This is a genomic window from Cupriavidus taiwanensis LMG 19424 (assembly GCF_000069785.1).
GTDB classification, from domain to species: Bacteria; Pseudomonadota; Gammaproteobacteria; order Burkholderiales; family Burkholderiaceae; genus Cupriavidus; species Cupriavidus taiwanensis.
Genome location: NC_010528.1, coordinates 108046 through 133476 on the forward strand (window position 1 = coordinate 108046; position 25431 = coordinate 133476).

A 25431-nucleotide genomic window follows, 5' to 3' on the forward strand; every position below is an offset into this window, starting at 1 on the left:
CCGGAGCCCTCGCCCGAACCCCATTACAATCTCAATACCGTCGCAACCCGCACGCAGTACTGCCCCCTCTGGCCCCTCCCGTCGACCCATGTCCCACTTCCCCAAACTGCTCTCCTCGCAGATTGCCTACGATGTGGCGAGAACGATGCTCGACGGGTTCGACAAGCATTACCGCCTGTTCCGCGAGGTCAGCCACCAGGCCAAGCTGAAGTTCGAGGCCGGCGACTGGCACGGGCTGCAGCAGATCCAGCGCGACCGCATCGCGTTCTACAACGAGCGCGTGCGCGAATCCAGCGTGATCCTGGAAGACGAGTACGACGCCGAGAACATCGAAGACGAGATCTGGCAGCAGATCAAGCTGCACTACATCGGGCTGCTGACCAACCATCACCAGCCCGAGCTGGCCGAGACCTTCTTCAACTCGGTCTGCACGCGCATCCTGCACCGCTCGTACTTCAACAACGACTTTATCTTTGTGCGCCCGGCGATCTCGACCGAGTACATCGAGAACGAAGAATCGCCCACGCGCCCGACCTTCCGCGCCTACTACCCGGGCAGCCGCGAGGGCATGGCCGCTTGCTTCGAGCGCATCGTCCACAACTTCCAGCTCGAGCGCCCGTTCGAGGACCTGCAGCGCGATATCGGCTATGTGGTGCGTGCCGTCGGCGAACATTTCGGCGACCTGCGCATCGCGCCGAATTTCCAGATCCATACGCTGTCGTCGCTGTTCTTCCGCAACAAGGCGGCCTTCATCATCGGCCGCATCCTGAACGGCGACCGTACCTTCCCGCTGGCGATCCCGATCCTGCACGGGCCGTCGGGCAAGCTGGTGCTCGACACCGTGCTGCTGAAGAAAGAGCAGCTGCTGATCCTGTTCTCGTTCACGCACTCCTACTTCATGGTCGACATGGAGATCCCGTCGGCCTACGTGACCTTCCTGCGCGACATCATGCCGCGCAAGCCGCGCGCGGAGATCTATACCTCGCTGGGTCTGCAAAAGCAGGGCAAGAACCTGTTTTACCGCGATTTCCTGCACCATCTGCAGCATTCGTCGGACAAGTTCATCGTCGCGCCCGGCATCCGCGGGCTGGTGATGCTGGTGTTCACGCTGCCGTCGTACCCGTACGTGTTCAAGGTGATCCGGGATGTTTTTCCGGCGCCCAAGGAAACCACGCGCGAGCTGGTCAAGTCGAAGTACCAGCTGGTCAAGCAGCACGATCGCGTCGGCCGCATGGCCGATACGCTGGAATACTCCGACGTGGCCTTCCCGCTGTCGCGCTTCGACGAGGCGCTGGTGCGCGAGTTCGAGCAGCACGCGCCGTCGATGATCGAATACCAGCGCGCCAAGGACGGTGGCGAAGAGATCGTGGTGCGCCACGTCTATATCGAACGCCGCATGACGCCGCTGAACATCTACCTGCAGGAGGGTTCCGACGCGCAGGTCGAGCACGGCGTGATCGAGTACGGCAACGCGATCAAGGAGCTGATCGCCGCGAACATCTTCCCGGGCGACATGCTGTACAAGAACTTCGGCGTCACGCGCCATGGGCGCGTGGTGTTCTACGACTACGACGAGATCGAGTACCTCACCGACTGCAACATCCGCCACGTGCCGCAGCCGCGCAACGAGGAAGAGGAGATGTCTGGCGAGGTCTGGTACACGGTGCGTCCGCACGACATTTTTCCCGAGACCTTCCGCACCTTCCTGCTGGGCGATCCGCGCGTCGGCGCGGCGTTCCTGCGGCACCATGCGGATTTTTTTGACCCTGCCATGTGGCAGAGCCACAAGGACCGGCTGCTGGCCGGACATGTCCATGACTTCTTTGCCTATCACGCTTCAGACCGATTTATCCACCGCTATGGCGCTGCCGCCGAGCCGCCTGCCACACCGCCCGTCAAGCAGCCCGATGCCGGCCCTGCAAGGAGAGTCGCATGAATGACGCCATCGCCCAGCTGTTCCGCAACAACCGCGACTGGGTCGACCGTGTCAACGCGGAAGATCCGGCCTTCTTCACCCGGCTGGCCAACCAGCAGGCGCCGGAGTACCTGTGGATCGGCTGCTCCGATTCGCGCGTGCCGGCCAACCAGATCCTGGGCCTGGCGCCGGGCGAGGTGTTCGTCCACCGCAATATCGCCAACGTGATCGCGCACAGCGACCTGAACGCGCTGTCGGTGATCCAGTTCGCGGTGGAGGTGCTCAAGGTGCGCCATATCACCGTGGTGGGCCACTATGGCTGCGGCGGCGTCAAGGTCGCGCTCAAGCGCGAACGCATCGGCCTGGCCGACAACTGGCTGCGCCATGTGCGCGACGTGGCCGACAAGCATGAGTCCTACCTCGGCACCATCCTGCGCGAGGAAGACGCCCACACCCGGCTGTGCGAGCTCAACGTGATCGAGCAGGTCAACAACGTCTGCCAGACCACCGTGATCCAGGACGCCTGGGCCCGCGGCCAGGCCATCACCGTGCACGGCTGGATCTACGGCGTGTCCGACGGCCTGCTGCGCGACCTCGGCATGGCCGCCAGCAACAACGACGAGCTGCACGAGCAGCTGGCCGCGGCCTACCGCCAGTACGGCGAGCCGCCGCAGGCGTCGATCCGCTGACGCATCGGCCCGATACCACTTCCCGCATACAGACACCGATCCAGGAGACCCGACATGGAAGAGATCGTCATCGTTTCAGCCGCCCGCACGCCGATGGCTGCGTTCCAGGGAGAATTCGCCAGCGTCACCGCGCCGCAACTCGGCGCCGTGGCCATCCGCGCAGCGGTCGAGCGCGCCGGGCTCAAGCCCGAGCAGGTAGAGGAAGTGGTGTTCGGCTGCGTGCTGCCGGCCGGCCAGGGCCAGGCCCCGGCACGGCAGGCCGCGCTCGGCGCGGGCCTGCCGCTGGGCACGGGCTGCACCACCGTCAACAAGATGTGCGGCTCGGGCATGCGCGCGGCCATGACGGTCTATGACGGCCTGGTCGCGGGCTCGTTCGAGATCGCCGTCGCCGGCGGCATGGAGAGCATGACCAACGCGCCATACCTGATCCCGAAGGGCCGCGGCGGCTACCGCATCGGCCACGGCATGATCTACGACCACATGATGCTGGACGGCCTGGAAGATGCCTACGACAAGGGCCGCGCCATGGGCACCTTCGGCGAGGACTGCGCCGCCAAGTACGGCTTTACGCGCCAGCAGCAGGACGAGTTCGCGATGGAAAGCGTGCGCCGCGCGCAGCAGGCCACCGAGAACGGCGACTTCCGCTGGGAGATCGCACCGGTGACGGTGTCGGGCAAGGGCGGCGACACGGTGATCGACACCGACGAAGGCCCGCGCCGCATCAAGCTCGACAAGATCCCGTCGCTCAAGCCGGCCTTTGCCAAGGACGGCACCATCACCGCGGCCTCGTCGTCGTCGATCAACGACGGCGCCTCGGCGCTGGTGATGATGCGCGCTTCCACGGCGAAAAAGCTGGGCCTGCAGCCGATCGCCCGCATGCTGGGCCACACCACGCACGCGCAGGCGCCGGGCTGGTTCACCACCGCACCGGTCGAGGCCATCGCCAAGCTGTACCGCAAGCTGGACTGGAACACCGGCAGCGTCGACCTGTTCGAGATCAACGAGGCCTTTGCCGTGGTGCCGATGGCGGCCATGCACGACCTGAAGATCCCGCGCGACAAGGTCAACATCCACGGCGGCGCCTGCGCGCTGGGCCACCCGATCGGCGCCTCGGGCGCGCGCATCATGACCACGCTGATCGGCGCGCTGCGCAAGACCGGGGGCAAGCGCGGCGTGGCGAGCTTGTGCATCGGCGGCGGCGAAGCGACGGCGGTGGGGATCGAGATCCTGTAAGACGCTCTCCTCCCGCTTGTTTTCTCCCCTCTCCCGCTTGCGGGAGAGGGGCCGGGGGAGGGGGCAGGCACTGGCAGACCGAGTGCCCCACTTCGAGCCAGCGCCGGCCCTCTCCCCCAACCCCTCTCCCATCAATGGGAGAGGGGAGCAAAAACCCGACCAAGGAGCCCACCCTTGCCAACTGCCCTTATCCTCGGTGCCTCGCGCGGCATCGGCCTTGAGTTCGTGCGCCAGTACCGTGCCGACGGCTGGCGCGTCATCGCGGCGGCGCGCACGCCCGAGGGCGTGGGCGCGCTGCAGGCGCTTGGTGCCGAGGCGCACCAGGCCGACCTGTCCGATGCCGGCGCGGTCGCCGGTCTCGGCTGGAAGCTCGACGGCGAGGCGCTTGACGTGGCGGTCTACAACGCCGGCGTGATGGGGCCGCGCACCGACAGCGCGCAGCCGGTCACGCCGCCGGAGTTCGACCGGGTCATGCATGTCAACGTGCTCGGGCCGATGATGGCGCTGCCGTTGCTGCTGCCCTATGTCGAGGCCGGGCAGTCCGGCCATGGCGGCGTGCTGGCGGTGCTGTCCTCGCGCATGGGCAGCATCGGCGCGATGGAGCACAGCACCAGCTGGCTGTACCGCGTCAGCAAGGCGGGCGCCAATGCCGCGCTGCGCGCGGTGTCGCTGGATGCGCGCCACGCCACCTGCATCGCGCTGCACCCGGGCTGGGTCAAGACCGACATGGGCGGCCAGGAAGCCGACCTGACCGTGCAGCAGAGCGTCAAGGGCATGCGCCAGGTGCTGGCCAGCGTCAAGCGCCGCGACAACGGCACCTTCCACAACTACGACGGCACGCCCATTCCCTGGTAAGGGCGCCCGCACACCTGATCCCGAACCGACATGCTGCTGACCCCCGAACAGGAAATGATCCGCGACGCCGTGCGGCAGTTCGCGCAGGAAGTGATCGCGCCGCAGGCCGCGCAATGGGACCGCGACAAGACCTTTCCCAAGGACGTGCACCGCGAACTGGCGGCGCTGGGCGCCTACGGCGTGGCGGTGCCGGAGCAGTATGGCGGCGCCGGGCTCGATTATCTGTCGCTGGCGCTGATCCTGGAGGAGATCGCCGCGGGCGACGGCGGCACCTCCACCGTCATCAGCGTCAACAACTGCCCGGTGTGCAGCATGCTGATGTCGTTCGCCAGCGAGGCGCAGAAGCAGCAGTGGCTGGTGCCGCTGGCGCGCGGCGAGATGCTGGGCGCGTTCTGCCTGACCGAGCCGCACGTGGGCTCCGATGCCGCGGCGCTGCGTACCAGCGCGGTCCGCGACGGCGACCACTACGTGCTCAACGGCGTCAAGCAGTTCATCACCAGCGGCCAGAATGCCGACGTGGCGATCGTGCTGGCGGTGACCGACAAGGCCGCCGGCAAGCGCGGCATCAGCGCCTTCATCGTGCCGACCTCGACCCCGGGCTACGTGGTGGCGCGGCTCGAGGACAAGCTCGGCCAGCACTCCTCGGACACTGCCCAGATCCTGTTCGAGGATTGCCGCGTGCCTGCCGCCAACCTGCTCGGCGACGAGGGCGGCGGCTACAAGATGGCGCTGTCGGGGCTGGAGGGAGGCCGCATCGGCATCGCCTCGCAGAGCATCGGCATGGCGCGTGCCGCGTTTGAAGCGGCGCTTGCGTATGCGAAGGAACGGGAGAGTTTCGGCCAGCCGCTGTTCCAGCACCAGGCGGTGCAGTTCCGCCTGGCCGAGATGGCAACGCGCATCGACGTCGCGCGCCAGATGGTGTGGCACGCCGCCGCGCTGCGCGATGCCGGGCGCCAGTGCCTGAAGGAGGCGGCGATGGCCAAGCTGTTCGCCAGCGAGATGGCCGAGCGGGTCTGCTCCGACGCGATCCAGGTGTTCGGCGGCTATGGCTACGTCAGCGACTTCCCGGTCGAGCGCATCTACCGCGACGTGCGCGTGTGCCAGATCTACGAGGGCACCAGCGACATCCAGAAGATCCTGATCGCGCGCGCACTGGCCTAGCCCCGGCATTTGCGCGTACGATGAGCAGGCGTGCGGCGTGCGGCGTGCGCGCCACGCCTTCCCGCAACCGGACCTGCAACCACAAGAATAGGGCCCCCGACATGACCGCAGCGATCGACTTCTACTTTGATTTTTCTTCGCCGTACGGCTACTTCGCCAGCACCCGTATCGACGACCTGGCGCAGAAGTACGGGCGCAACGTGGCCTGGCATCCGATCCTGCTGGGCGTGGTGTTCAAGACCACCGGCGCGTCGCCGCTGCCGCAGCTGCCGCTCAAGGGCGACTACAGCTGGCGCGACTTCGAGCGCACCGCGCGCTTCCACGGCATCGAATACAAGCGCCCCACGCATTTCCCGCTGCCCACCACGCATGCCGCGCGCGCCATGCTGTGGCTGCAGAACCATCATGGGGACGACCTCGCCGCGGCCTTCGCCCGCTCGGTGTACCGCGCGCTGTTCGTCGACGACATCAACATCGCCGAGCCGGCCGAAATCATGAAGCTGGCCGAGCCGCTGGGCGTGGACGTGCAGGCGCTCGATGCCGGCGCCACCAGCTACCAGATCAAGGACCAGCTCAAGGCCGAGATCGAGGTGGCGATGGCCAAGGGTGTGTTCGGCTCGCCCTTCGTCATCGTCGACGGCGAGCCGTTCTGGGGCTTCGACCGCTTCGACCAGATCGAGGCCCACCTGAAGAGCCGCCGCCAGACCGAACTCCGGGCCGTGCCCAACCCCGATACCAAGGAAAAGAAACCCGCATGACTGCAGCAACCCCCGGCCATTCCGGCCGCTTCGATTGTGTGATCTTCGATTGCGACGGCGTGCTCGTCGACAGCGAGCCCATCGTCAACCGCGTGCTCAACCAGATGCTGAACGAGCTCGGCATCGAGATCTCGCTGGAAGACTCCACGCGCCTGTTCCTGGGCCGCGCGGTGCGCGAGGAGCTGGACATGATCGAACGCATGCGCGGTGCGCCGCTGCCCGAGAACTGGCTGTCGACCTGGCTGGCGCGCCGTAATGCGGTGCTGGAAGAAGAGGTCGCGGCGGTGGCGCATGTGCGCGAGGCCATCCGCGCTGTCGCCGCCACCGGCATGCCGGTGTGCGTGGCGTCGGGCGCGGACCGCGTCAAGGTCAAGCTGCAGCTGACCAAGACCGGGCTGGTCGAGCTGTTCCAGCAGGACGAGCGCGAGCATATCTTCTCGGCCACCGAAGTGGCGCGCAGCAAGCCGGCGCCGGACGTGTACCTGCTGGCCGCGCGCACCATGGGCGTCGAACCGGCGCGCTGTGCCGTGGTGGAAGACAGCCCGACCGGCGTGACCGCGGGCGTGGCGGCCGGCATGACGGTGTTCGGCTACGCCGCGCGCAACGATGCCGCGCAGTTGCGCGAGGCCGGCGCGCGCACCATCTTCACCGATATGCGCGAGCTGCCGGAGCTGGTGGGATGACGGGCATGAAGGCGGCCAGGGCAACCAGGGCGGCGCAGCGCCTGCCAAAGGCCGGTCCCGTGCCGTGCCCCTGCGGCAGCGCTGACTATGACGCCTGCTGCGGCCGCTTTCACCGCGGCGAGGCGCTGCCGCCCAATGCCGAGGCGCTGATGCGCTCGCGCTACAGCGCCTATGTGCTGAACGACATGGACTGGCTGCGCCAGACCTGGCATGCCTCCACCTGCCCGGCCGACCTGGTGCCGGACACCGCCACGCGGTGGCTCGGCCTGGCGGTCAAGGGGCATGCGCAGCAGGACGACACGCATGCCGAAGTGGAATTCGTGGCGCGCTACAAGGTAGGCGGGCGCGCCTGGCGGCTGCATGAGCGCAGCCGCTTTGTGTGCGAGGCGCGCGCGCCCGGCGAGGCGCCGCGCTGGCTGTATGTGGATGGCGATATCATCGGGGAGGCACCATGAGCACTGACAAGCGGCACGAGCCGGAGTACCTGCTGTATTGCTTTGCCCAGTCCGGCAACGCCTACAAGGTAGCGCAGCTGCTGGAAACCGTCGGCGTGCAGCGCGGCCAGCCTTTGTGGCAGGCGCGCTTTGTCGATTTCTTCAACGGCGAGACCCGCACCCCGGAATACCGCGCCATCAACGTGATGGGCGAAGTGCCGGTGCTGGAGTTCGGCGGCCAGCGCCTGTCGCAGTCCGGCGCCATCCTCGAGACGCTGGCCGCCCGCCTGGATGCGTTCGGCCCGCGCAACGAAGCCGAGCGCGCCGAGGTGCTGCGCTGGCTGCTGTTCGACAACCACAAGTTCACCTCGTACACCGCCACCTACCGCTTCATGCGTACCTTCGCCAGGTCGCCCGATCCCGCCGTGCTGGATTTCTTCCGCGCGCGCTGCGAAGGCGCATGGAACGTGCTCAACGCGCACCTGGCCGGACGCGATTTCGTGCTGGGCGAGCGCACCACCATTGCCGATTTCTCGCTGGCGGGCTACGTCTTCTTCGACGATGAAATCGGCGTGCACTGGCGCAAGGAGTATCCGCATATCCACGCATGGACCGAGCGCATGCGCGCGTTGCCGGGCTGGAAGCATCCCTACGAGCTGATGCCCGGGCATCCGTTGCCGAAGGCAGCCGGCTGAGCCCGGCCGCCACGGCACGGCATCACGCGGCACCCAACCTTATCTGCCAGCAAGAGACTCCGAGATGCCCACGCTCGAAAGCAAACTCAACGCCCGCTCCGAATCCTTCAAGGCCAATGCCGAGGCCATGCGCGCGCTGGTGGCCGACCTGAAGGCGAAGATCGCGAAGCTGGCCGAAGGCGGCGGCGCCGACGCGCGCGCCAAGCACCTGGCGCGCGGCAAGCTGCTGCCGCGCGAGCGCGTGCAGCAACTGCTCGATCCGGGCACGCCGTTCCTGGAGCTGTCGCAGCTGGCCGCGTACGACATGTACGACGATGCCGCGCCCGGCGCCGGCATCATCACCGGCATCGGCCGCGTGGCCGGGCAGGAATGCGTGATCGTCTGCAATGACGCCACCGTCAAGGGCGGCACGTATTACCCGATGACGGTCAAGAAGCATGTGCGCGCGCAGGAGATCGCCGAAGAGAACCACCTGCCGTGCATCTACCTGGTCGATTCCGGCGGCGCCAACCTGCCCAACCAGGACGAGGTCTTCCCCGACCGCGACCACTTCGGCCGCATCTTCTACAACCAGGCCAATTTGTCCAAGCGCGGCATCCCGCAGATCGCGGTGGTGATGGGCTCGTGCACCGCGGGCGGCGCCTACGTGCCGGCGATGAGCGACGAGTCGATCATCGTCAAGAACCAGGGGACCATCTTCCTCGGTGGCCCGCCGCTGGTGAAGGCGGCCACCGGCGAGGAAGTCAGCGCCGAGGACCTGGGCGGCGCCGACGTGCATACGCGCCTGTCCGGCGTGGCCGACTACTTCGCGCAGAACGACCACCATGCGCTCAGCCTGGCGCGCAATATCGTGCAGCACCTGAACCGCCGCAAGCCGGACCAGATCCGCCTGCACGAGCCGGTCGAGCCGCTGTATCCGGTGGAAGAGCTGTATGGCGTGATCCCGACCGACACGCGCAAGCCCTATGACGTGCGCGAGGTGATTGCGCGCATCGTCGACGGCTCCGAGTTCGACGAGTTCAAGGCACGCTACGGCACCACGCTGGTGTGCGGCTTCGCGCGCATCTGGGGCTATCCGGTGGGGATCGTCGCCAACAACGGCATCCTGTTCTCGGAGTCGGCGCTGAAGGGCGCGCACTTTATCGAGCTGTGCTGCCAGCGCAAGATCCCGCTGGTGTTCCTGCAGAACATCACCGGCTTCATGGTCGGGCGCAAGTACGAGAACGAGGGCATCGCGCGCAACGGCGCCAAGATGGTGACCGCGGTGGCGACCGCGCAGGTGCCGAAGTTTACGGTGATCATCGGCGGCTCGTTCGGCGCGGGCAACTACGGCATGTGCGGGCGCGCGTATTCGCCGCGCTTCCTGTGGATGTGGCCGAACGCGCGCATCTCGGTGATGGGCGGCGAGCAGGCCGCGAGCGTGCTGGCGACGGTGCGCCGCGATGGCATCGAAGCGAAGGGCGGCCAGTGGAGCGCGGAGGAAGAGGAGGCCTTCAAGCAGCCGATCCGCGACCAGTACGAGCACCAGGGCCACCCGTACTACGCCAGCGCGCGGCTGTGGGACGACGGCGTGATCGATCCCGCGCAGACGCGCACGGTGCTGGGGCTGGGCCTGTCTGCCAGCCTCAACGCGCCGATCGACGAGATGAAGTTCGGCGTGTTCCGCATGTAGATCGCGCCATACGGATACTGCCTGACTCCTGATGCGTCGCACCGCCTGCCTGTTTCGCCGCCTTGCCCTGGCCACGGTGCTTGCCATGCTGGCACCGCTGTGCGGGCATGCGCAGATGGCGGACGGCAACGGCCAGTCGGCGGCGCGCGTGCGCTTCCAGGAGCAGGTGGTGATGCTGCCCAAGGCGGCGATCCCGTCGCGCATCGACCTGGAGGCCACGGTGTTCAAGCCGGCCGGCGCCGGGCCGTTCCCGCTGGTGGTGATCAACCACGGCAAGGCGCCGGGCCGCCCCGCCATGCAGGGGCGCGCGCGCTTCCCGGCGCAGAGCGTGGAGTTCCTGCGTCGCGGCTACGCGGTGGTGCTGCCGATGCGGCAGGGCTTTGCGCGCTCGGGCGGCGCCTATGTGGGCGGCAGCTGCGACATCGAGACCAACGGCATGATGCAGGCCGACGACGTCGTCGCCACGCTCGACTACATGGCCACGCAGCCCTATGTCGACATGGATCGCATCGTCGTGATCGGCCAGTCTCACGGGGGGCTGACCACCATGGCGTTCAGCACCATCGCCTATCCCGGCGTGCGCGGCGTGGTCAATTTCGCCGGCGGACTGCGCAACCTGAACTGCCCGGACTGGGAAGAGCGCCTGGTCGATGCCTTCGCCAGCTACGGCAGCGTGGCGCGCTACCCCTCGCTGTGGATCTATGGCGAGAATGACAGCTACTGGCCGGTGCCCTTGCCCGGCCGCATGTTCAACGCCTTCAAGGCGCGCGCCACCGGCCCCGCGGCACAGGCCCGGCTGGTCGACGTGGGCGAGTTCGGCGCGGACTCGCACCGCCTGTTCAGCGCGCGCGAAGGCATCCCGGTGTGGCTGCCGGAGGTGGGCGACTTCTTTCGCTCGCTGGGGCTGCCCTTCGATCCGGGCACCTGAGCCGCATCATCCCTATCCGCTATATGCGCCATATCCGCCAACGGAGCGAACCATGGAATTCACTGCCCTGACCGTCAACATCGCCAACCACGTCGCCACCGTCACGCTGAACCGGCCCGACGTGCGCAACGCCTTCAACGAGACCGTGATCGCCGAACTGACCGGCGCCTTCCGCGCGCTGGGCGACATGGACGAGGTGCGCGCCATCGTGCTGGCCGGCAACGGCCCGGCCTTCTGCGCCGGCGCCGACCTGAACTGGATGAAGAAGATGGCGGGCTACTCCGACGACCAGAACCGTGCCGACGCGCTGACGCTGGCGCAGATGCTGCACACCATCTGGTCCTGTCCGCGCCCGGTGATCGCGCGCATCCAGGGCGACACCTATGCCGGCGGCATGGGGCTGGTGGCCGCGTGCGATATCGCGGTGGCGGCCGAGCATGCGCATTTCTGCCTGTCCGAGGCGCGCCTGGGCCTGCTGCCCGCCACCATCAGCCCGTACGTGATCCGCGCCATGGGCGAGCAGGCCGCACGCCGCTACTTCATCACCGCCGAGCGCTTCGACGCGGCCGAGGCGCTGCGCCTGGGCCTGCTGCATGCGGTGGTGCCGGCCGAGGCGCTCGACGCCAAGGTCGCCGAACTGACCGCCGCGCTGGTGGCCAACAGCCCCAATGCCGTGCGCGAGAGCAAGCGGCTGGTGCAGGACATCGCCGGGCGCGCGATCGACAACGACCTGCTGGCCGATACGGCCGAGCGCATCGCGAAGATCCGGGCGTCGGAAGAGGGGCGCGAAGGGGTGAAGTCGTTCCTGGAGAAGCGCACGCCGTCGTGGCGGCCGGCCTGAGTTCAAATAAAGGCTGCGTGCGGTTGCGTGGAGATGGCGGCACGCTAGCTGCAAGCGCAGCGCTTCTTGCCGGCAACGTTCGTCAAATCCCGTTAAAGCTGCGCTAACAGGGAAAATCTTGCGGCATTGCCAAGCCGCGGAAGTCCTCCCTACCATGACCCTCCCAATCCGTCCGCCACCATCTCGCCGACCGGCCCTGCCGGCGGCGCCAGAGCGGACGGCCAACCAAGGAGGGTTATCTTGGACCACCTGTCCCTTTCCCCAGGCAGCGGCGCGGCCGGCCTCGGCGAGCGCAGCCGCGCCGCCGTCTGGCATCCGTGCACGCGCCTGCGTCCCGACGATGACGCCGTGCCGCTGGCGATCGTGCGCGGCGAAGGCCCGTGGCTGCACGATGCCGACGGCCAGCGCTACTTCGACGCCACCAGTTCCTGGTGGGTCAACCTGTTCGGCCATGCCAACCCGCGCATCAACGCCGCGCTGGCAAGCCAGCTCGAGGCGCTCGAGCACGTGATGCTGGCGGGCTGCACGCATGCGCCCGCGGTGGAGCTGGCCGAGCGCCTGTCGGCGCTGACCGGCGGCGCGCTCGGCAACGTCTTCTACGCCTCGGACGGCGCCTCGGCGGTCGAAATCGCGCTGAAGATGAGCTTCCACTACTGGCGCAACACCGGCCTGCCGGCCAAGCGCGAGTTCGTCTGCCTGCGCCACGGCTACCACGGCGAAACCGTGGGCGCGCTCGCCGTGACCGACATGGAGATCTTCCGCGATGCCTACGACGCGCTGATCCGCCGCGCGCATGTGGTGATGTCCCCCGATGCGCGGCAGGCCCGGCGCGGCGAGTCCGCCGCCGACGTGGCGGCGCGCGCGCTGGCGGAGCTCGAGGCGCTGCTGCGCGAGCGCGCCGGCGCCATTGCCGCGCTGATCGTCGAGCCGCTGGTGCAGGGCGCCGCCGGCATGGCGATGCATGACCCGTCCTATCTCGACGGCGTGCGCGCGCTGTGCGACCGCTATCGCGTCCACCTGATCGCCGACGAGATCGCGGTGGGGTGCGGGCGCACCGGCACCTTCTTCGCGTGGGAGCAGTCGCGCGGCACCGAGGCGCCGCTGCCCGCGCATGCCTGGCCCGATTTCCTGTGCCTGTCCAAAGGCATCAGCGGCGGCTACCTGCCGCTGTCGCTGGTGCTGTCGCGCCCGGACATCCAGCGCGCCTTCGTCGCCGACGAGCTGGCGCGCAGCTTCCTGCATTCGCACTCGTACACCGGCAACCCGCTTGCCTGCCGCGCGGCCCTGGCCACGCTGGACCTGTTCGCGCAGGACGATGTGCTGGCGCGCAACCGCGAGCGCGCGCAGTGGCTCGCCGACGGCATGGCCGCGCTGGCCGCCGACGCGCGCGTGCGGCATGTACGCCAGCGGGGCCTGATCTGGGCCGCCGATGTTTGCGACGACGTTGCCGGCGCCGACTTTGCCGCGCGCTTCCACCATGCCGCGCGGGCGCGCGAGCTGCTGGTGCGCCCGATCGGCAATACGCTCTACGTGATGCCGCCCTACGTCTTCGACGCCGCGCAGGCACGCTGGCTGGGCCAGCAATTGCTGGCCACGCTCGACGACGTGACCACGAACGCCATCGATACCGCGGGCAAGGAGGTGCGCCATGCTGCTTGAACAACTGAAGCAGGCCGCGGAGCAGCGCCACGCGCTGGCGCTGACGCGCCGCCGCCGCATCGCCCACACCGCGTGCGCGCCGCACCAGGCCGTGGGCGAGGAGGGGACCGAGTCGGAATCGCTGCTGACCTTCTGCAGCAACGACTACCTCGGACTGGCCAACCACCCGCAAGTGATCGCCGCATTGGTGGAAGGCGCGCAGCGCTATGGTGCCGGCAGCGGCGCCTCGCACCTGGTCAGCGGCCATTCGCTCGCGCACGCGCAGCTGGAGGCCGAACTGGCACGCTGGTTCGCGCCGCACATCGCGCAGGCGCGCACGCTGTACTTCTGCACCGGCTACATGGCCAACATGGCGGTGCTGACCGCGCTCGGCGCGGCCGGGGCGACGCTGTTCTGCGAGTCGCTCAACCACGCCTCGCTGATCGACGGCGCACGGCTGGCGCGTGCCGACGTGCAGCGCTACCCGCATTGCGACACCGATGCGCTGCAGGCGCTGCTCGCGGCCAGCACCAGTGCGCGCAAGCTGATCGTCACCGACAGCGTGTTCAGCATGGACGGCAACGTCGCGCCGCTGCGCAGGCTGCTGGAACTGGCCGAGCGCCATGACGCCTGGATCGTCGTCGACGATGCCCACGGCTTCGGCGTGCTGGGCGAGCAGGGGCACGGCGTGCTGGAAGCGCTCGGACTGTCGTCCGAACGCCTGATCTATATCGGCACGCTCGGCAAGGCTGCCGGCGTGGCCGGCGCCTTTGTCGCCGCGCACGCGACCATCATCGAACACCTGGTCAACACCGCGCGGCCGTATATCTACACCACGGCCGCGCCGCCCGCGGTCGCGCATGCGCTGCTGGCCAGCCTGGCCATCATCGAGGGCGACGAGGGCCGGCAGCGCCGCGCGCAGCTGGCGCGCTGCATCGCCACGCTGCGCGAGGGGCTGGCCCAGCTGGCCGCGAGCGCGGGCTGGACCCTGGGCGACAGCCAGACCGCGGTGCAGCCGCTGATCGTCGGCGACAACGGGGCCGCGCTGGCGCTGTCGGCCGCGCTGGAGGCCGACGGCATCCGCGTCGGCGCGATCCGTCCGCCGACCGTGCCGGAGGGCACGGCGCGGCTGCGCATCACGCTGTCGGCGGCGCACACCGAGGCCGATGTGCGCCGCCTGCTCGAGGCGCTGAGCGCCGCGGTGGCGCAGCGGGAGGCCGCATGAACCCGCGCGCGCCCGCCTCTCTCGTGGCGCCCTTCGCCTGCTTTGTCACCGGCACCGATACCGGCGTCGGCAAGACCCACGCCAGCGCCACGCTGCTGCATGCGCTCCATGCCGCGGGCTACCGCACCGCCGGCATGAAGCCGGTCGCCAGCGGCAGCGAATGGCGTGACGGCCACTGGCACAACGACGACGTGGCGCAGCTGCGCGCCGCCAGCTCGGTCGCGGTGCCGCTGGGCCAGACCTGCCCGTTCCTGCTGCGCACGCCATGCGCGCCGCACCTGGCCGCCGCGCAGGAAGGCGTGCGCATCACGCGCGCGCCGATCCGCGATGCCTTCGACGCGCTGCGCCGCCAGGCCGATGCCGTGGTGGTCGAGGGCGTGGGTGGCTTCAACGTGCCGCTCGACGCCGGCGCGGTGCGCTGGAACACCGCCGATCTCGCCGTGATGCTGAGCGTGCCGGTGGTACTGGTGGTCGGCATCCGGCTCGGCTGCCTGAACCACGCCATGCTGACCGCCGAAGCCATCCGCGCGCGCGGCCTGCCGCTGGCCGGCTGGATCGCCAACCGGGTCGACCCGGACATGCTGCTGGCCGACGAGAACATCGCCACGCTCCATGCCGCGCTGGACGCGCCATGCCTGGGCGAGCTGCCCTGGCAACTGGGGCCCGCCGCCGCCGCCGACCGGCTCGACCTTGCGCCGCTGCTGGCCGCCGCCACCCGATACCAGGCCGAGGCCGCCGGCCTCGCTGCCTGAACACAACATTTCATCGATCATGACCCAAGCCCACACCGTTACCACCATCTCCGCCGAATCGCTGCGCCAGACCGCGCGCCCGCATGCCTTGCCCGACGACGCCAAGTGGCGCGTCGATGACGTGGCCGCGCTGTTCGCGCTGCCGTTCAACGACCTGCTGTTCCGCGCCCAGCAGGTGCACCGCGAACACTTCGATGCCAACACCGTGCAGCTGTCGACGCTGCTGTCGATCAAGACCGGCGGCTGCGAGGAGGATTGCGGCTACTGCCCGCAGAGCGCGCACCACGACGCCGGCGTGAAAGCCGAAAAGCTGATGGCGCTGGAGGAGGTGCTCGACGCCGCGCGCGCGGCCAAGGCCAATGGCGCCACGCGCTTCTGCATGGGCGCGGCCTGGCGCAGCCCCAAGGACCGCCACCTGGAGCCGGTGATGGACATGGTGCGCGAGGTCAAGGCGATGGGCCTGGAGACCTGCGTCACGCTGGGCATGCTCAAGGCAGAGCAGGCGCAGCAGCTCAAGGAAGCCGGCCTGGACTACTACAACCACAACCTCGATACCTCGCCCGAGTTCTACGGCAAGATCATCACCACGCGTACCTACCAGGACCGGCTCGACACCATCGGCTATGTGCGCGACGCCGGCATCAACGTCTGCTGCGGCGGCATCGTCGGCATGGGCGAGTCGCGCGAGGCGCGCGCGGGCCTGATCGCGCAGCTCGCCAACATGGACCCGTATCCGGAATCGGTGCCGATCAACAACCTGGTGCAGGTCGAGGGCACGCCGCTGGCCGGCACCGAGGCGCTGGACCCGTTCGAATTCGTGCGCACCATTGCCGTGGCGCGCATCACCATGCCGCGCGCCATGGTGCGCCTGTCGGCCGGCCGCGAGGCCATGGACGAAGCGCTGCAGGCGCTGTGCTTCATGGCCGGCGCCAATTCGATCTTCTACGGCGAAAAGCTGCTGACCACCGGCAACCCGCAGGCCGACCGCGACCGCGCGCTGCTGGCCCGCCTCGACATCCGCGCCGAGGGCTACGCGGGATGATGTGACAGGAAAGTGCCCGCTGGACGGCGCGCCGCCGTAATATCCCGGTTAGGGATAACAAGGAGGGCGCATGTTCAACAAGATCCTGATCGCCAACCGCGGTGAAATCGCCTGCCGCGTGGCCGCCACCTGCCGCCGGCTGGGCATCCGCACCGTCGCGGTGTATTCCGATGCCGACGCGGAGGCGCGCCACGTCGCCTTCTGCGACGAGGCCGTGCATATCGGCGGCGCCGCCGCGCGCGACAGCTACCTGCGCGCCGACCATATCATCGAGATGGCGAAGGAGACCGGCGCCCAGGCCATCCACCCGGGCTACGGCTTCCTGTCCGAGAACGAAGCCTTCGCCGAGGCCTGCGCCGCGGCGGGGCTGGTCTTTATCGGCCCGCCGGCGTCCGCCATCCACGCGATGGGCAGCAAGAGCGCGGCCAAGCAGCTGATGGAAAAGGCGTCGGTGCCGCTGGTGCCCGGCTACCACGGCGAGGACCAGGACCCGGCGCTGCTGCGCCGCGAGGCCGACCGCATCGGCTACCCGGTGCTGCTCAAGGCCAGCGCGGGCGGCGGCGGCAAGGGCATGCGCGTGGTCGAGTCCGGCGACGGCTTCGAGGCCGCGCTGGCGTCGGTCAAGCGCGAGGCGTCTGCCAGCTTCGGCGACGACAAGGTGCTGGTCGAGAAGTACCTGACGCGCCCGCGCCATATCGAGATCCAGGTGTTCGCCGACACCCACGGCAACTGCGTCTACCTGTTCGAGCGCGACTGCTCGGTGCAGCGGCGCCACCAGAAGGTGCTGGAGGAAGCGCCGGCGCCGGGCATGACCGAGGAACGCCGCCGCGCCATGGGCGAAGCGGCGGTGGCCGCGGCCAAGGCGGTGGGTTACGTCGGGGCGGGCACGGTCGAGTTCATCGCCAACCAGAACGGCTCGTTCTACTTCATGGAGATGAACACGCGCCTGCAGGTCGAGCATCCGGTGACCGAGATGATCACCGGGCAGGACCTGGTCGAATGGCAGCTGCGCGTTGCCGCCGGCGAGCCGTTGCCGCTGGCGCAGGAGCAGCTGCGCATCGACGGCCACGCGCTGGAGGCGCGCATCTACGCCGAGAATCCCGACAAGCAGTTCCTGCCGTCCACCGGCACGCTGCGCTTCCTGCGCACGCCGCCGGCGGTGCAGTTCATGCGTGGCGAGGATGCCCACGGTCCGGCCGGCGTGCGCATCGACGCCGGCGTGCGCGAGGGCGACACCATCAGCCCGTTCTACGACCCGATGATCGCCAAGCTGATCGTCTGGGGCAAGGACCGCGACGAGGCGCTGGCGCGCATGCGCCAGGCGCTGGCGGCTTACCACGTGGTGGGGCTGTCGACCAATGTGGCCTTTCTGCAGCGGCTGGTGAAGTCGGAGGCGTTCCGCACCGCCGACCTCGACACCGGCCTGATCGCGCGCAACGAGGCGGTCCTGTTCCCGCCGCCCGCGCCGGTCGGCATGGAAGTGATCGCGCTGGCGGTGGCGGCGCTGCTGGATCGCGAGGCGCGCGAATTGCGCGTCGATGCCGCCGATCCGCACTCGCCGTGGACCCGCGCCGGCGCGTGGCGGCTGAACGGCGGCATGTCGCGCACGCTGCGCTTCGGCTATGGCGAGCAGGTGCTCGACGTGAAGCTGGACAGCAATGCGCGCGGCAGCACGCTGATCTACGCCGACCAGGCCGCGCCCTTTGCCTATACCTGCCAGGCGGACGATCTTCGCGTCAACCTCGGCACGCGGCGCACGCACGGACAGGTGCATGCCGATGGCGATACCTTCCACGTCTTCTACGCCGGGCGGCATGTGAGCCTGGCCTGGCTCGACCCGCTCGCCCACGCGGGCGAAACCGAGGGCGAGGGCGGCAAGCTGACCGCGCCGATGCCGGGCAAGGTCATCGCCGTGATGGTCGAGGCCGGCAGCACGGTCACGCGCGGCACGCCGCTGCTGGTGATGGAGGCGATGAAGATGGAGCACACCATCAGCGCGCCGGCCGACGGGGTGGTCAGCGAAATCCTGTACGGCGTGGGCGAACAGGTGGCAGAAGGGGCGCAACTGCTCGCCTTCGCGGGAAAATAGGCGGCGGCTGCCGGTCCGGCGTCACGTATCACGGGCCGGCGCTGTCGCGACGCGGAACAGGAAGGACCAATAGCCGCCGCCACGCCGCCCGGCACATGGCGGGCGTGCCCACGATGCCGCCCGCCATTCGCCCCCGCGACGCATTCCTCTGCCAAAATAGCCCTTTGCACCACCAGAGTCGCTGGAGACATCATGAAGTTGCAGTTGTACGTTCCCGATGGCCGTTACCAACCGTGGATCGAAGGCTTCGCCGAGGCGCTGCCCGAAGCCACATGCGTGACCTGGGACGACAGCCGCGGCGAATCTGCCGATTACGCGGTGGTCTGGCGCCCTCCCGCCGACATGCTGCGCGGCCGCACCGACCTGAAGGCGGTATTCAACCTGGGCGCCGGGGTCGATGGCATCCTGCGCCTGCGCGACGAGGATCCGCAGGCGCTGCCGGCCGGCGTGCCGATCGTGCGGCTGGACGACGCCGGCATGGCGGCGCAGATGGCCGAATACGTCACCTCTGCCGTGCTGCGCTATTTCCGCCGGCTGGACGAGTACGCCGCACAGGCGCAGGCGGGCAAGTGGAAATTCCTCAAGCCGCATCGCCGCTCTGACTTCACTATCGGCGTGATGGGCATCGGCACGCTCGGCACCCATATCGCCCGCACGCTGGCCGGCTTCGGCTTCCCGGTGCGCGGCTGGAGCCGCACCGCGCGCGCCGTCGAGGGCGTGGTGGGATTCCACGGCGATGCCGGCCGCGCGCCGTTCCTGGACGGCCTGCGCGTGCTGGTCAACGTGCTGCCGCTGACGCCGCAGACCGAGAACATCCTGAATGGCGAACTGTTCGGCAAGCTGGCGCAGGGCGCCTACGTGATCAATGTCGCGCGCGGCCAGCACCTGGTCGAAGCCGACCTGCTCGCGGCGGTGCAGGCGGGCCAGATCGCGGGCGCCACGCTGGACGTGTTCCGCACCGAGCCGCTGCCCGCCGAACACCCGTTCTGGCAGGAGCCGCGCATCACCATGACGCCGCATATCTCCGCGCTGACGCTGCGCGAGGACAGCATCGCGCAGATTGCCGGCAAGATCCGCGCGCTGCGCGCCGGCCAGCCGATCGCGGGCGTGGTCGACCTGCAGCGCGGCTACTGACCAGCCATACCCGCCCCATACCCCACCGGATAATCGACAGGAGACAGCCATGACCATGCCTAACTACGTGAAGATCGTTGAAGTGGGCCCGCGCGACGGCCTGCAGAACGAGAAGGCAATGGTGCCGACGGACGTGAAGGTCGCGCTGATCAACCAGCTGACCGACGCCGGCTTTGTCAATATCGAGGCCGCCTCGTTCGTGTCGCCCAAATGGGTGCCGCAGATGGCCGACGGCGCCGAGGTGATGGCGCGCATCCAGCGCCGCGCGGGCACGCTGTATTCGGCGCTGACGCCGAACATGAAGGGCTTCGAGGGCGCGATCGCGGCCGGCGCCGACGAGGTGGTGATCTTCGGCGCGGCCAGCGAGGCGTTCTCGCAGAAGAACATCAACTGCTCGATCGCCGAGTCGATCGCGCGCTTCGCGCCGGTGGCGGCGGCGGCCAAAGAGCAGGGCGTGCGCCTGCGCGGCAGCATCTCGTGCGCGCTCGGCTGCCCCTACCAGGGCGAGGTGCCGGTCAGTTCGGTGGTCGACGTGGTGCGGCGCATGCGCGAGCTGGGCTGCGACGAGATCGACATCGCCGACACCATCGGCGTGGGCACGCCCGGGCGCGTGCAGGAAGTGATGCGCGCCGCCGCGGCGGAATTTGCGCTGGACCGGATCTCCGGCCATTTCCACGACACCTACGGCCAGGCCCTGTCCAACATCCTGGCCAGCCTGGAAGTGGGCGTCGCGATCTTCCACGCCTCGGTCGCGGGCCTGGGCGGCTGCCCCTATGCCAAGGGCGCCACCGGCAACGTTGCCACCGAAGACGTGCTCTACATGCTGCACGGCATGGGCATCCACACCGGCATCGACCTGGAAGCGGTGGTCCGCGCCGGCGACTACATCTCGCAGGCGATCGGCCGCGCCAACAGTTCGCGCGTGGGCCGCGCCCTGCTGACCAAATGGGCCGCCGCCAGCGACGCGGCACCGGCGTGCGTGTAATGCGCGGCGGCAAACAGGAGCAAGCATGACGATGCCTGACCAGGCGCTGCCCGAATCCGCGCAGCGCGTCGCGGACCTGCTCGCCGGGATCGGCCACGACCGGCCGGTGGTGATGCTGCCCGCGACCGGCAAGACCTCGGCCGAGGCCGCGGCGGGGCTGGGCTGCAGCGTGGCGGAGATCGCCAAGTCCATCATCTTCCGCCGCGTCGCCGACGATGCGCCGGTGCTGGTGATCGCCAGCGGCAGCAACCGCGTCGACGAGGCCAAGGTTGCCGCGCGCGTGGGCGCGCTGGGCAAGGCCGACGCGCGCTTCGTGCGCGAGAAGACCGGCTATGCCATCGGCGGCGTCTGCCCGATCGGCCATGCGGTGGCGCCGGTGATGCTGCTGGACCAGGACCTGTTCCGCTACGACAGCCTGTGGGCCGCGGCGGGCCATCCGCATGCGGTGTTCAACCTGACGCCGCACCAGCTGCAGCAGATGACCGGGGCCGAAGTGGCCGATGTCGCGATCGCGGCCGCGGGCACTCCCGGAGCGGCGGCATGAGCCCGGACCTGCGCCCCGGGCTGGCGTTCAGCTGGCAGTACACGGTGCCGCCCAAGGCCACGGTGCCGCGCCTGTATGACGATATCCCGGGCTGCCCGGAGATGCCCGACGTGCTGGCCACCGGCTACCTGGTCGGCATCATGGAGTGCGCCTGCCTGCAGATGCTGCGCGAGCACCTGGACTGGCCGCGCGAGCAGTCGCTCGGCACGCTGGTCAGTTTCTCGCACCTGGCGCCGACACCGCCGGGCATGACCGTGACGGTCAAGGGCGAACTGGTCGAAGTGGACGGGCGCCGCCTGCGTTTCCAGCTGAGCGCATGGGACGGCGAGGACAAGATCTCCGAGGGCGTGCACGAGCGCCACCTGATCGACGCCGGCCGCTTCAACCAGAAGGTCGCGGCCAAGGCCGCGCGCGCGGCGGGCTGAGTGGCGAGCGCGCGCAACGCCATGGCCCTCACACCTGCCGAGCTGGCCGCTCAGGCCGACGCCGCACAGCGGGCCTCGCCGGTGCCGTCGCCATGCCGCAACGTCTGCCGCATGGATCCGGCCACCGGCTACTGCGCAGGCTGCCTGCGCACCATCGAAGAGATTGCCGGCTGGTCGTCCGCCGGCGATGAAGACAAGCGCCGCATCTGGGCGCAACTGCCGCAGCGCGCCGCATGGCTGGCAGGCGAGGAGACATCCCCTTGAGCGAACGCCCGGTCCCGCAGTTGCCGGCCACCATGCGCGTGTTCGAGCGCGGCTGGCTGTCGGCAAACAATATCCTGTTCGCTGAGGGCGACGATACGGTGCTGGTCGATACCGGCTACGTCACCCACGCGCCGCAGACGGTGGCGCTGGTGGCGACCGCCTTGCAGGGCCGGCCGCTCGCACGCGTGATCAATACCCATCTCCACTCCGACCACTGCGGCGGCAACGCCGCGCTGCAGGCGCGTTGGCAGCCGCGCACCGCGATCCCCGCGGCCGAGGCCGCGGCCGTTGCCGCGTGGGATACGGAAGCGCTCAGCTACAAGGCCACCGGCCAGCAGTGCGACCGCTTCAGCTTCGACAGCGTGCTCAGCGACGGCGACACGCTGCGCCTGGGCGGCATCGACTGGCAGGTGGTGGCGGCCCCCGGCCATGACCCGCACGCGGTGATGCTGTTCGCGCCGGCCGAGCGCATCCTGATCTCCGGCGACGCGCTCTGGGAGAACGGCTTCGGCGTGATCTTTCCCGAGCTCGAAGGCGAGAGCGGCTTTGCCGAACAGGCGGCCGTGCTGGCGCGCATCGCGCAACTCGATGTACGCGTGGTGATCCCGGGCCACGGCAGCATGTTCACCGACGTCGCCGCGGCGGTCGAACGCGCGCAGGGGCGCCTGGCGTACCTGAGCGCCGACCCGTCGCGCAATGCCGCGCACGCGGTCAAGGTGCTGGTGAAATTCAAGCTGCTGGAGGCGCAGCGGATGACGCTGGCGGCATTGGCCGCCTGGATGGAGGCGGCACCGCTGATGGCGCACATGCGCGAGCGCTTTATGCCGGAGCAGCAGATGGCCGAGATCTGCGCGCAGACGGTGGGGGCGCTGGCGCGGGTGGGGGCGGCGCAGATCGAGGGGGAGTGGGTGGTGAATCGGGATTAGGTTTGTCTGAAGTGTGTTGGGGATCGACGCGCCTGCCCTCTCCCCCGCCCCTCTCCCGCAAGCGGGAGAGGGGAGAACCCCGCTGGCCTTTGGACCATGGCCACGGCATCAAACTTTCGCTGGTTTGCTCCCCTATCCCGCGCGCGGGAGAGGGGCCGGGGGAGAGGGCCGGTGCCTCCACGAAGTACCGCCCCCGCTCGCACCGCAGTCTTGTCTTCAGAACGACGTCCTGAACCCAACCTTCACACTCCTGCCCGCCATCGGCGCGATATCCCGCAGGATCGACGCCGCGTTGCGCGCGTCCTGGTTGGTCAGGTTGTCGCCGCGCAGGTACACCAGCGTCTGCGTCCCCGCCGCCTTGAACTTGTAGGTCAGCGCCAGGCTCAGCAGCGTGTAGGCATCGGTCGGCGTGTCGTTGGACGGCACGCGCGTCTGCTTGGCCGCGTAGGTGACGTCCACGCGCGCGCCCCATGGCCCGGCGCCATACACCAGGGCGCCGCCCAGGCGCAGCGGTGCGAGGCGCGGCAGCGGTTCGCCGGTGTCGCGGTTTTCGCCGCGCACGTAGTCGGCACGCGCCTCGAAGTCCAGCGTGTCGCTGCTGGTCAGCATCTTCTGCAGCAGGCGTGTCTTGCCTTCCGCCTCGAAGCCGTACAGCGTGGCCGGCACGCCCAGGTACTGGAACTCGGGCAGCGCGTCCGGGCTGCCGGCCGCGACCACGTCGCCCGCCTCGTCGCGCGCGCGGCCGGTGGCGCTGAGCGCGAGGTAGTTGGCAAAGCGGCTGTAGTAGCCCGACACGCCGGCGCTGTGCGCGCCGGACTTGAAGCGCACGCCCAGGTCGATCGAGGTCGCGCGCTCCTTGTTGGCATTGGGGTCGCCCACTTCCCAGGCGCCGGTGGCGACATGGGGGCCGTTGGCGTACAGCTCGTAGAAGGTCGGCGCGCGCTCCGTGTAGGACAGGTTGCTGGTCAGCGACCATGCGGGGTTCATCTTGTACAGCAGGCCGGCCGAGGCGCTGGTGGCGTTGAAGCTGCGGCTGGCGTCGGCGAAGCGGTCATTGCCGTTGGCACTGGCCTTGACGCTGCTGTGGTCGAGCCGGCCGCCGAAGTTCAGCTTCAGGTCGCCGCCGGCCGTGAGGGGCAGTTCTTCGAACAGGAACAGCGCGGCGTTGTCGGTGTTGGTGCTGGGCACGAAGGCCTCTTCGCCCAGCGCCGAGAAGTTGGTGTGGCCGAACTGCGTGCCGACCACGCCCGTCATGTTGCCGATCTTTGCATGGCGCGCCTCGAAGCGCGCATCCCAGCCGCGGTTCTTGAAGATCGTGCCGGTCTCGCCGTCCTCGATTTCGCGGTGCTCGTAGTCGGTAAAGCTGACCTTGCCCTTGACCGACTCGAACCAGCCGCCGGTATTGCCGGCGAGGTTGCGCGCCTCGCCTTCCAGCGCGAAGCGGTCCTGCTTCATCTTCAGCCGCACCGCGTCCTCGGCGGGCGTGCCGTAGTCGTTGCGGTAGGCGCTGTAGTTGGCGCCGAGGAAGCCATCGGCCCAGGTGTAGGAGCCGCCCAGCGAGCCGCCCTGCTGGTCTGCGCTGGTGTTGGGCAGGCGACCGTAGGGTTCGGCCTCGCCTTCGGGCAGCGGCTCGGCGTTGCGCAGGCGGTCGCTGCGCGCGTAGCCGGGGATGCGCAGGTCGCTGGTTTTGCGGGCAAAGGCATCGGCGTGGACGGCAAACTTGCCGTTGCCCGCCTCGATCAGCGCGCTGGCGTTGCGCGCCTGGTCGCCGCCGGCGGTGGCGCTGGCATCGACCGCGCCGCCGACGCCTTCGATCGGCTCCTTCGGAATGCGGTTGTCGATCACGTTGACCACGCCGCCGATGGCATTGCCGCCGTACATCAGCGCCGCCGGGCCGCGCACGACTTCGATGCGCTCGGCCACCAGCGGATCCACCGGCACGGCGTGGTCGTAGGACAGCGTCGAGGCGTCCACCGTGGTGCCGCCGTTCTGCAGCACCTTGATACGGTCGCCGTCCAGGCCGCGGATGACCGGCCGGCTGGCATTGGGGCCGAAGTAGGTGGACGACACCCCCGGCAGCTTGTCCAGGGTCTCGCCCAGCGTGCTGGCCTGGCGCACGGTCAGCGCGTCGCCGCCCAGCGTCGAGACCGGCGCCACCATGTCGTTCAGGTCGCTGCCCAGCGGGTTGGCGGTGACCACCACCTCGCGCAGCGTGGCGGCCGCGGGGGCCGAGGCGGGCGTGGCCGGCGCGGCATCGGCGGCAGGCGCCGTGGCGGTCTGCGCCAGCGCGGCGGGTGCCACGAAAGCTGTGGCCAGCGTGGTGGTCAGGGAGGCGGCAAGTGCCGCCAGCGGGGTCAGGCGCGGGGCGACGGATCGGGTGTAACGGCGGGCGGTGTAACGGTTCTTCGACATGGCGCGCGGAGCAATGCAGTGGCGATCGGCCCGGCTGGCACGGCGGCGTCCGGCCAGGCGCGGCGCGCCCGCGAGGGGCGTGGCGGCGCGGCCGGAAGGGCGCGTGTTCAGTCGGAATGCGTAAGGCGGCG

At 69.2% G+C, this 25431-nt stretch carries 24 protein-coding genes; 23 read left to right on the plus strand and 1 reads right to left on the minus strand.

The features are described 5' to 3' along the window. Positions 1–88 precede the first annotated feature (88 nt). From aceK to RALTA_RS00660, 23 genes are all read left to right on the plus strand, one after another. A complete protein-coding gene (gene aceK / locus RALTA_RS00550) occupies positions 89–1936 on the plus strand; it encodes a bifunctional isocitrate dehydrogenase kinase/phosphatase (RefSeq protein WP_012351452.1) in 1848 nt (615 codons plus the stop codon). After that, a complete protein-coding gene (gene can / locus RALTA_RS00555; RefSeq protein WP_012351453.1) occupies positions 1933–2604 on the plus strand; it encodes a carbonate dehydratase in 672 nt (223 codons plus the stop codon). Before aceK ends, can begins: the two co-directional genes overlap by 4 nt. A gap of 54 nt (positions 2605–2658) precedes the next feature. Then, positions 2659–3837, plus strand: coding sequence for an acetyl-CoA C-acetyltransferase (locus RALTA_RS00560; protein WP_012351454.1), 1179 nt, complete (start codon positions 2659–2661; stop codon positions 3835–3837). 174 nt (positions 3838–4011) lie between these two features. Next, positions 4012–4692, plus strand: a complete 681-nt coding sequence (locus tag RALTA_RS00565; RefSeq protein WP_012351455.1) for an SDR family oxidoreductase — start codon at positions 4012–4014, stop codon at positions 4690–4692. Positions 4693–4722: 30 nt separating this feature from the next. Continuing rightward, positions 4723–5853 (plus strand): acyl-CoA dehydrogenase family protein, encoded by a 1131-nt coding sequence (locus RALTA_RS00570; protein ID WP_012351456.1) that lies wholly within the window; start codon positions 4723–4725, stop codon positions 5851–5853. A gap of 101 nt (positions 5854–5954) precedes the next feature. Continuing rightward, positions 5955–6611: a 2-hydroxychromene-2-carboxylate isomerase gene (locus RALTA_RS00575; RefSeq protein ID WP_012351457.1), complete on the plus strand. Its 657-nt coding sequence runs from the start codon at positions 5955–5957 to the stop codon at positions 6609–6611. Next, on the plus strand, positions 6608–7294 hold the full coding sequence (locus RALTA_RS00580) for an HAD family hydrolase (RefSeq protein WP_012351458.1): 687 nt from the start codon (positions 6608–6610) through the stop codon (positions 7292–7294). The genes RALTA_RS00575 and RALTA_RS00580 overlap by 4 nt, the downstream gene beginning before the upstream one ends. Further along, positions 7291–7749, plus strand: a complete 459-nt coding sequence (locus RALTA_RS00585; RefSeq protein WP_012351459.1) for a YchJ family protein — start codon at positions 7291–7293, stop codon at positions 7747–7749. Before RALTA_RS00580 ends, RALTA_RS00585 begins: the two co-directional genes overlap by 4 nt. Then, on the plus strand, positions 7746–8423 hold the full coding sequence (locus RALTA_RS00590) for a glutathione S-transferase family protein (protein WP_012351460.1): 678 nt from the start codon (positions 7746–7748) through the stop codon (positions 8421–8423). The genes RALTA_RS00585 and RALTA_RS00590 overlap by 4 nt, the downstream gene beginning before the upstream one ends. Positions 8424–8487: 64 nt before the next feature. Continuing rightward, positions 8488–10095 (plus strand): carboxyl transferase domain-containing protein, encoded by a 1608-nt coding sequence (locus RALTA_RS00595; RefSeq protein WP_012351461.1) that lies wholly within the window; start codon positions 8488–8490, stop codon positions 10093–10095. 31 nt (positions 10096–10126) lie between these two features. After that, a complete protein-coding gene (locus tag RALTA_RS00600) occupies positions 10127–11023 on the plus strand; it encodes a dienelactone hydrolase family protein (protein ID WP_012351462.1) in 897 nt (298 codons plus the stop codon). A gap of 52 nt (positions 11024–11075) precedes the next feature. Further along, on the plus strand, positions 11076–11864 hold the full coding sequence (locus RALTA_RS00605; RefSeq protein ID WP_012351463.1) for an enoyl-CoA hydratase/isomerase family protein: 789 nt from the start codon (positions 11076–11078) through the stop codon (positions 11862–11864). A gap of 240 nt (positions 11865–12104) precedes the next feature. Beyond that, positions 12105–13523, plus strand: a complete 1419-nt coding sequence (gene bioA / locus RALTA_RS00610; RefSeq protein WP_012351464.1) for an adenosylmethionine--8-amino-7-oxononanoate transaminase — start codon at positions 12105–12107, stop codon at positions 13521–13523. Then, entirely contained in the window at positions 13513–14727 is a 1215-nt protein-coding gene (gene bioF / locus RALTA_RS00615) for an 8-amino-7-oxononanoate synthase (protein WP_012351465.1), read from the plus strand. Before bioA ends, bioF begins: the two co-directional genes overlap by 11 nt. Continuing rightward, on the plus strand, positions 14724–15479 hold the full coding sequence (bioD, locus tag RALTA_RS00620) for a dethiobiotin synthase (RefSeq protein WP_012351466.1): 756 nt from the start codon (positions 14724–14726) through the stop codon (positions 15477–15479). Before bioF ends, bioD begins: the two co-directional genes overlap by 4 nt. A gap of 19 nt (positions 15480–15498) precedes the next feature. After that, positions 15499–16521: a biotin synthase BioB gene (gene bioB / locus RALTA_RS00625; RefSeq protein WP_012351467.1), complete on the plus strand. Its 1023-nt coding sequence runs from the start codon at positions 15499–15501 to the stop codon at positions 16519–16521. Between the two features lie 70 nt (positions 16522–16591). Then, on the plus strand, positions 16592–18610 hold the full coding sequence (locus RALTA_RS00630) for an acetyl/propionyl/methylcrotonyl-CoA carboxylase subunit alpha (RefSeq protein WP_012351468.1): 2019 nt from the start codon (positions 16592–16594) through the stop codon (positions 18608–18610). 192 nt (positions 18611–18802) lie between these two features. Then, complete coding sequence (locus RALTA_RS00635) at positions 18803–19744, plus strand: 2-hydroxyacid dehydrogenase (protein WP_012351469.1); 942 nt, start codon at positions 18803–18805, stop codon at positions 19742–19744. A 49-nt stretch (positions 19745–19793) separates the two neighbouring features. Continuing rightward, the gene (locus RALTA_RS00640) at positions 19794–20729 is read left to right on the plus strand and encodes a hydroxymethylglutaryl-CoA lyase (protein ID WP_012351470.1); all 936 of its coding nucleotides are present in this window, start codon (positions 19794–19796) and stop codon (positions 20727–20729) included. 25 nt (positions 20730–20754) lie between these two features. Next, entirely contained in the window at positions 20755–21273 is a 519-nt protein-coding gene (locus RALTA_RS00645) for a YbaK/EbsC family protein (protein ID WP_012351471.1), read from the plus strand. After that, entirely contained in the window at positions 21270–21698 is a 429-nt protein-coding gene (locus tag RALTA_RS00650; RefSeq protein WP_012351472.1) for a thioesterase family protein, read from the plus strand. Before RALTA_RS00645 ends, RALTA_RS00650 begins: the two co-directional genes overlap by 4 nt. A 21-nt stretch (positions 21699–21719) precedes the next feature. Next, entirely contained in the window at positions 21720–21962 is a 243-nt protein-coding gene (locus RALTA_RS00655) for a DUF1289 domain-containing protein (RefSeq protein ID WP_085960184.1), read from the plus strand. Then, positions 21932–22888 carry an MBL fold metallo-hydrolase gene (locus RALTA_RS00660; RefSeq protein ID WP_050976429.1) on the plus strand — a complete coding sequence of 319 codons (957 nt, stop codon included), beginning with the start codon at positions 21932–21934 and terminating at the stop codon, positions 22886–22888. Before RALTA_RS00655 ends, RALTA_RS00660 begins: the two co-directional genes overlap by 31 nt. 216 nt (positions 22889–23104) lie before the next feature. On the opposite strand, the gene RALTA_RS00665 is transcribed toward RALTA_RS00660, so the two are convergent. Then, on the minus strand, positions 23105–25300 hold the full coding sequence (locus RALTA_RS00665) for a TonB-dependent receptor (protein WP_012351475.1): 2196 nt from the start codon (positions 25298–25300) through the stop codon (positions 23105–23107). Between the last annotated feature and the right edge of the window lie 131 nt (positions 25301–25431).

What these genes read in the sequence shown, in the direction of transcription:
- can (WP_012351453.1), top strand. Translation starts at nt 1,933, where the DNA reads ATGAATGACGCCATCGCCCAGCTGTTCCGCAACAACCGCGACTGGGTC.
- RALTA_RS00560 (WP_012351454.1), top strand. Translation starts at nt 2,659, where the DNA reads ATGGAAGAGATCGTCATCGTTTCAGCCGCCCGCACGCCGATGGCTGCG.
- RALTA_RS00640 (WP_012351470.1), top strand. Translation starts at nt 19,794, where the DNA reads ATGACCATGCCTAACTACGTGAAGATCGTTGAAGTGGGCCCGCGCGAC.
- RALTA_RS00595 (WP_012351461.1), top strand. Translation starts at nt 8,488, where the DNA reads ATGCCCACGCTCGAAAGCAAACTCAACGCCCGCTCCGAATCCTTCAAG.
- bioB (WP_012351467.1), top strand. Translation starts at nt 15,499, where the DNA reads ATGACCCAAGCCCACACCGTTACCACCATCTCCGCCGAATCGCTGCGC.
- RALTA_RS00605 (WP_012351463.1), top strand. Translation starts at nt 11,076, where the DNA reads ATGGAATTCACTGCCCTGACCGTCAACATCGCCAACCACGTCGCCACC.
- RALTA_RS00655 (WP_085960184.1), top strand. Translation starts at nt 21,720, where the DNA reads ATGGCCCTCACACCTGCCGAGCTGGCCGCTCAGGCCGACGCCGCACAG.
- RALTA_RS00660 (WP_050976429.1), top strand. Translation starts at nt 21,932, where the DNA reads ATGGCTGGCAGGCGAGGAGACATCCCCTTGAGCGAACGCCCGGTCCCG.
- RALTA_RS00645 (WP_012351471.1), top strand. Translation starts at nt 20,755, where the DNA reads ATGACGATGCCTGACCAGGCGCTGCCCGAATCCGCGCAGCGCGTCGCG.
- RALTA_RS00630 (WP_012351468.1), top strand. Translation starts at nt 16,592, where the DNA reads ATGTTCAACAAGATCCTGATCGCCAACCGCGGTGAAATCGCCTGCCGC.
- RALTA_RS00665 (WP_012351475.1), bottom strand. Translation starts at nt 25,300, where the DNA reads ATGTCGAAGAACCGTTACACCGCCCGCCGTTACACCCGATCCGTCGCC.
- bioF (WP_012351465.1), top strand. Translation starts at nt 13,513, where the DNA reads ATGCTGCTTGAACAACTGAAGCAGGCCGCGGAGCAGCGCCACGCGCTG.
- RALTA_RS00575 (WP_012351457.1), top strand. Translation starts at nt 5,955, where the DNA reads ATGACCGCAGCGATCGACTTCTACTTTGATTTTTCTTCGCCGTACGGC.
- RALTA_RS00580 (WP_012351458.1), top strand. Translation starts at nt 6,608, where the DNA reads ATGACTGCAGCAACCCCCGGCCATTCCGGCCGCTTCGATTGTGTGATC.
- bioD (WP_012351466.1), top strand. Translation starts at nt 14,724, where the DNA reads ATGAACCCGCGCGCGCCCGCCTCTCTCGTGGCGCCCTTCGCCTGCTTT.
- RALTA_RS00600 (WP_012351462.1), top strand. Translation starts at nt 10,127, where the DNA reads ATGCGTCGCACCGCCTGCCTGTTTCGCCGCCTTGCCCTGGCCACGGTG.
- aceK (WP_012351452.1), top strand. Translation starts at nt 89, where the DNA reads ATGTCCCACTTCCCCAAACTGCTCTCCTCGCAGATTGCCTACGATGTG.
- RALTA_RS00585 (WP_012351459.1), top strand. Translation starts at nt 7,291, where the DNA reads ATGACGGGCATGAAGGCGGCCAGGGCAACCAGGGCGGCGCAGCGCCTG.
- RALTA_RS00570 (WP_012351456.1), top strand. Translation starts at nt 4,723, where the DNA reads ATGCTGCTGACCCCCGAACAGGAAATGATCCGCGACGCCGTGCGGCAG.
- RALTA_RS00650 (WP_012351472.1), top strand. Translation starts at nt 21,270, where the DNA reads ATGAGCCCGGACCTGCGCCCCGGGCTGGCGTTCAGCTGGCAGTACACG.
- RALTA_RS00635 (WP_012351469.1), top strand. Translation starts at nt 18,803, where the DNA reads ATGAAGTTGCAGTTGTACGTTCCCGATGGCCGTTACCAACCGTGGATC.
- RALTA_RS00590 (WP_012351460.1), top strand. Translation starts at nt 7,746, where the DNA reads ATGAGCACTGACAAGCGGCACGAGCCGGAGTACCTGCTGTATTGCTTT.